4 protein-coding genes are annotated in these 4,228 nt (G+C 71.0%); 2 read left to right on the forward strand and 2 right to left on the reverse strand.

The features are described 5' to 3' along the window. Both ABZY11_RS43220 and ABZY11_RS43225 read right to left on the reverse strand, forming a co-directional pair. The coding region (locus tag ABZY11_RS43220; RefSeq protein ID WP_356484426.1) for an NADP-dependent oxidoreductase at nucleotides 1-445 on the reverse strand (445 nt) is incomplete at its 3' end. Between the two features lie 68 nt (nucleotides 446-513). Beyond that, on the reverse strand, nucleotides 514-1,803 hold the full coding sequence (locus ABZY11_RS43225) for a glucarate dehydratase family protein (RefSeq protein ID WP_356484427.1): 1,290 nt from the start codon (nucleotides 1,801-1,803) through the stop codon (nucleotides 514-516). 153 nt (nucleotides 1,804-1,956) lie between these two features. Here ABZY11_RS43225 and ABZY11_RS43230 point away from each other — a divergent pair, with 153 nt between their 5' ends. Both ABZY11_RS43230 and ABZY11_RS43235 read left to right on the forward strand, forming a co-directional pair. Next, nucleotides 1,957-2,979, forward strand: a complete 1,023-nt coding sequence (locus tag ABZY11_RS43230) for a phosphotransferase family protein (protein ID WP_356484428.1) — start codon at nucleotides 1,957-1,959, stop codon at nucleotides 2,977-2,979. A gap of 7 nt (nucleotides 2,980-2,986) precedes the next feature. Beyond that, on the forward strand, nucleotides 2,987-4,213 hold the full coding sequence (locus ABZY11_RS43235; RefSeq protein ID WP_356484429.1) for an acyl-CoA dehydrogenase family protein: 1,227 nt from the start codon (nucleotides 2,987-2,989) through the stop codon (nucleotides 4,211-4,213). The last annotated feature ends 15 nt before the right edge of the window (nucleotides 4,214-4,228 follow it).

The following is a 4,228-nucleotide window of genomic DNA, read 5'->3' on the forward strand; positions in this document are numbered from 1 at the left end:
TCTCGCCCTCGCGGATCCTCAGGGCGCGGTGCAGCACCTGGTAGGTGGTGAGGCCGGCCAGCGGGAGTCCCGCCGCCTCCTCGAAGCTCAGGCTCAGCGGCTTGCGGGCGAGGGTGCGCACGGGGGCGGCGACGTATTCGGCGAACGTGCCGCGGGACAGGAAGTCCTCCCGCACATAGCCGATGACCTCGTCGCCGACCGTGAACTCGTCGACGGCCAGGCCGGGCTGCACGACGACGCCGGACACGTCCCAGCCGGGGATCACCGGGAACACGGCCTCCAGGGCGGCGTCGAGGTGGCCCTCGCGGGCCTTCCGGTCGACCGGGTTGACGGCCGCGGCCCGCACCTTCACCAGGACGGTGTCCGGGCCGACCCTGGGGTCGGGCCGCTCACCGTACTCCAGGACGTCGGCCCCGCCGTACCTGCTGTAGCTGATCGCCTTCATGCACCGACCCTCGGCGCAGCTCCGGGCAGCCGCAAGTCAGGCCGTCGCCGCCCCGGTCGACGGGCGCGTCACCAGCGCGGGATCGCCGGTGTCCGCCATCCCGGCTCGGCCCTGCGCATCGCGGCCGCGTCGTCGCGCTCGCGCATCGTGCCGTCGTCGTCGAGCCAGCGCCGGTGCAGTGCGGCCAGGCGCTCGCGGTCGAGTTCGACGCCGAGCCCGGGTGCGTCGGACACGGTGAGCCGGCCGTCCCGGAAGACATGGCGGGCGGTGATGACGTCCTCGGTCTGCCAGGGGTAGTGGCTGTCGCAGGCGTAGTCGAGGTTGGGAACGGTGGCCGCGACATGGGTCATCGCGGCGAGGCTGACGCCGAGGTGGGTGTTGGAGTGCATGGAGAGTCCGACGCCGAAGGTGCGGCAGATCCCGGCCAGTTCACGGGTACGGTGCAGCCCGCCCCAGTAGTGGTGGTCGGAGAGGACCACCCGCACGGCGCCGCGGGCGAAGGCCTCCGGCACCTCGGCGAGGGTGGTCACGCACATGTTGGTGGCGAGCGGTACGTCGGTGCCGGCGGCGACCGCGGCCATCAGGTCCGTGCCGCTCGCCGGGTCCTCCAGGTATTCGAGGACGTCCTTCAACTGCTCGGCGACGTACAGCGAGGTCTCGACGGACCAGGCGCCGTTGGGGTCCAGGCGCAGCGGCTGCCCGGGGAACTCCTCGGCCAGGGCGCGGATCGCGGCGATCTCCTGGTCGGGTTCGAAAACGCCGCCCTTGAGCTTGAAGGAGGAGAAGCCGTGCTCGCGGGTGAAGCGCCGGGCCTGGGCGACGACGCCGGCCGGGTCGAGGGCGGCGCCCCAGTCGTCCCGTTCGCCCCCGTCGGGGTGGGCGGCCCAGCGGTAGAAGAGATAGGCGCTGTACTCGACGCTGTCGCGGACCTTCCCGCCGAGCAGGGCGTGCACGGGCAGGCCGAGCGACTTGCCCAGCGCGTCCAGGCAGGCGACCTCGAAGCCGGAGACGACGGAGAGCCGGAGCTTGTCGGCGGTCTGGGCGCCGCGCAGTCCGCCCGCGTCTACCCGGTCGTCGGCCGCGCGTGAATCACCGCACACCTCGCCGGCCAGAGCGAACAGGCCGTTCAGATCGCTGACCGGGCGTCCGGCGAGCGCGGTGGCGAGCGGCCGGGCGAGTTCGAGGTACTTGCCGTCCCCGTACGTCTCGCCGATGCCGGTGGCGCCACCGCGTGTGACGACTTCCACGATGAGCCGCGGGGTGTAGGGCTGGTGGACGCCCTGGGTGTTGAGCAGCGGCGGGTCGGCTATCAGGATCGGGGTCAGCCGGACTTCGTCGATCAGCAACTCGGGTTTCATACGTGAACCATATTCAGGGATGCGACTGAGCGCCAGACTCCCGCACCAAGTCGGCGCGGAGTGCGCGCGTCGGATTCCGGGAGTCCACTGGACGACATACCGACTGGTCGGCATCATGAGCACCGACCGTCTCTCACCCCGGAGGTGCGCACGATGAGCTCAGTCCACCCGCCAGGTCTCGACCTCGACCGGCTGCGCGGACATCTCGACCGCGAGCGGCCGGGGCTGGTGAGCGGACCGCTCGAAGCCCGGATCATCGAGGGCGGCCGGTCGAACCTGACGTACATCGTCACGGACGGCACCGGCCGCTGGGTCGTCCGCAGGCCCCCGCTGGGCCATGTGCTGGCCACCGCACACGACATGAGGCGCGAGCACCGGGTGATCAGCGCCCTGCACCCGACGGCCGTTCCGGTACCCGAACCGGTGCTGCTCTGCAAGGACGACTCGGTGATCGGGGCGCCCTTCTACGTCATGGAGTACGTCGAGGGCACCCCGTACCGCACCGCCGAGCAGCTCGCCCCGCTGGGCGCCGAGCGCACCCGGGAGGCGGTCCTCGGGCTCGTCGACACCCTCGTCGCGCTGCACGCCGTGGACCCGGAGTCCGTCGGGCTCGGCGACTTCGGGCGCCCCGAGGGCTTCCTCGACCGGCAGCTGCGCCGCTGGGGCAAGCAGTTGGACGCATCGCGCAACCGCGAGCTGCCCGGCATCGACGAACTGCACGCCGCGCTCGGGCGCGAGCTGCCCGTCCCGCCGGTGCCCACCGTGGTGCACGGCGACTACCGGCTGGACAACGTCCTGATCGGCTCCGACGACCGGATCAAGGCCGTCCTCGACTGGGAGATGTCGACGCTCGGCGACCCGCTCACCGACCTCGGCCTGCTGGTGATGTACAGCTCCGACCTCGGTCTGGCCGATTCGCCGGTCTCCACCACCAGCGGTGCGGCGGGCCACCCCTCCCCCGCGGAACTGATCGAGCGTTATGCCGCCCGCTCCGGCCGGGACACCTCCGCCATCTCGTGGTACACGGCGTTCGCCTGGTTCAAGCTCGCCGTGATCCTGGAGGGCATCCACTACCGCTACACCCTGGGCCAGACCGTCGGCGCCGGCTTCGACCGCATCGGCGATCTCGTCCCGGTCTTCATCGAGCACGGCCTCACCACCCTCCAGGAAGGCTGATCACCCCATGGACTTCGCATTCGACGCCCGCACCGAGGAACTGCGCGGCAAGCTGCTCGCCTTCATGGACGAGCACGTGTACCCGGCCGAGAGGATCGCGGACGAGCAGCGCGCGCTGCTGGCCTCCCCGTGGGACACCCCGCAGATCGTCGAGGACCTGAAGGCGGAGGCGCGCAGGCAGGGCCTGTGGAACCTCTTCCTGCCCGACGCCGGGTACGGGGCCGGGCTGACCAACCTCCAGTACGCCCCGCTCGCCGAAATCACCGGTCGTTCCCCGCAGTTGGCGCCGACCGCGCTCAACTGCGCGGCCCCGGACACCGGGAACATGGAGGTGCTCTTCCAGTTCGCCACGGACGAGCAGAAGAAGCGGTGGCTGGAGCCGCTGCTCGCCGGTGAGATCCGCTCGGCCTTCGCGATGACGGAGCCCGAGGTCGCCTCGTCGGACGCGACGAACATCGAGACCCGGATCGTGCGCGACGGCGGGGACTACGTCATCAACGGCCGCAAGTGGTACATCTCCGGGGCGATGAACCCGGACTGCGAGATCTTCATCGTGATGGGCAAGACAGCGACTGCCGATGACCCTGACGGCTCCGACATCCGCCGCCAGCAGTCGATGATCCTGGTCCCCCGCGACACCCCCGGCCTCGAAGTGCGCCGCGCCATGCAGGTGTACGGGTACGAGGACCACTACCACGGCGGTCACGCGGAAGTCGTCTTCACCGATGTGCGGGTGCCGGCCGAGAATCTGATCGGCGAGGAGGGCGGCGGCTTCGCCATCGCCCAGGCACGGCTGGGACCGGGCCGGATCCACCACTGCATGCGGCTGATCGGCATGGCCGAGCGGGCCATCGAGCTGATGTGCAGGCGGGCGGTGTCCCGTACCGCCTTCGGCAAGCCGCTCGCCCAGCAGGGCGTCGTGCAGAACTGGATCGCGGACGCGCGGGTCACGGTGGAGCAGCTGCGGCTGCTGGTGCTCAAGACGGCGTGGCTGATGGACACGGTGGGCAACCGGGGCGCGCACACGGAGATCCAGTCCATCAAGATCGCCACCCCGCGCGCGGTGGTCGACATCCTCGACCAGGCGGTTCAGCTGCACGGTGCGGGCGGCGTCAGCCAGGACTTCCCGCTGGCCGAACTGTGGGCGGCAGCACGGACGTTGCGGCTGGCGGACGGCCCGGACGAGGTGCATCAGCGGTCGCTGGCACGGCGGGAGATCAAGCGGTACCTGTAGGCGGGGTGCGGCGCC

The organism is Streptomyces sp. NPDC006510 (assembly GCF_040611955.1).
In the GTDB taxonomy this organism is placed as follows: domain Bacteria; phylum Actinomycetota; class Actinomycetes; order Streptomycetales; family Streptomycetaceae; genus Streptomyces.

What these genes read in the sequence shown, in the direction of transcription:
- ABZY11_RS43230 (WP_356484428.1), top strand. Translation starts at nt 1,957, where the DNA reads ATGAGCTCAGTCCACCCGCCAGGTCTCGACCTCGACCGGCTGCGCGGA.
- ABZY11_RS43225 (WP_356484427.1), bottom strand. Translation starts at nt 1,803, where the DNA reads ATGAAACCCGAGTTGCTGATCGACGAAGTCCGGCTGACCCCGATCCTG.
- ABZY11_RS43235 (WP_356484429.1), top strand. Translation starts at nt 2,987, where the DNA reads ATGGACTTCGCATTCGACGCCCGCACCGAGGAACTGCGCGGCAAGCTG.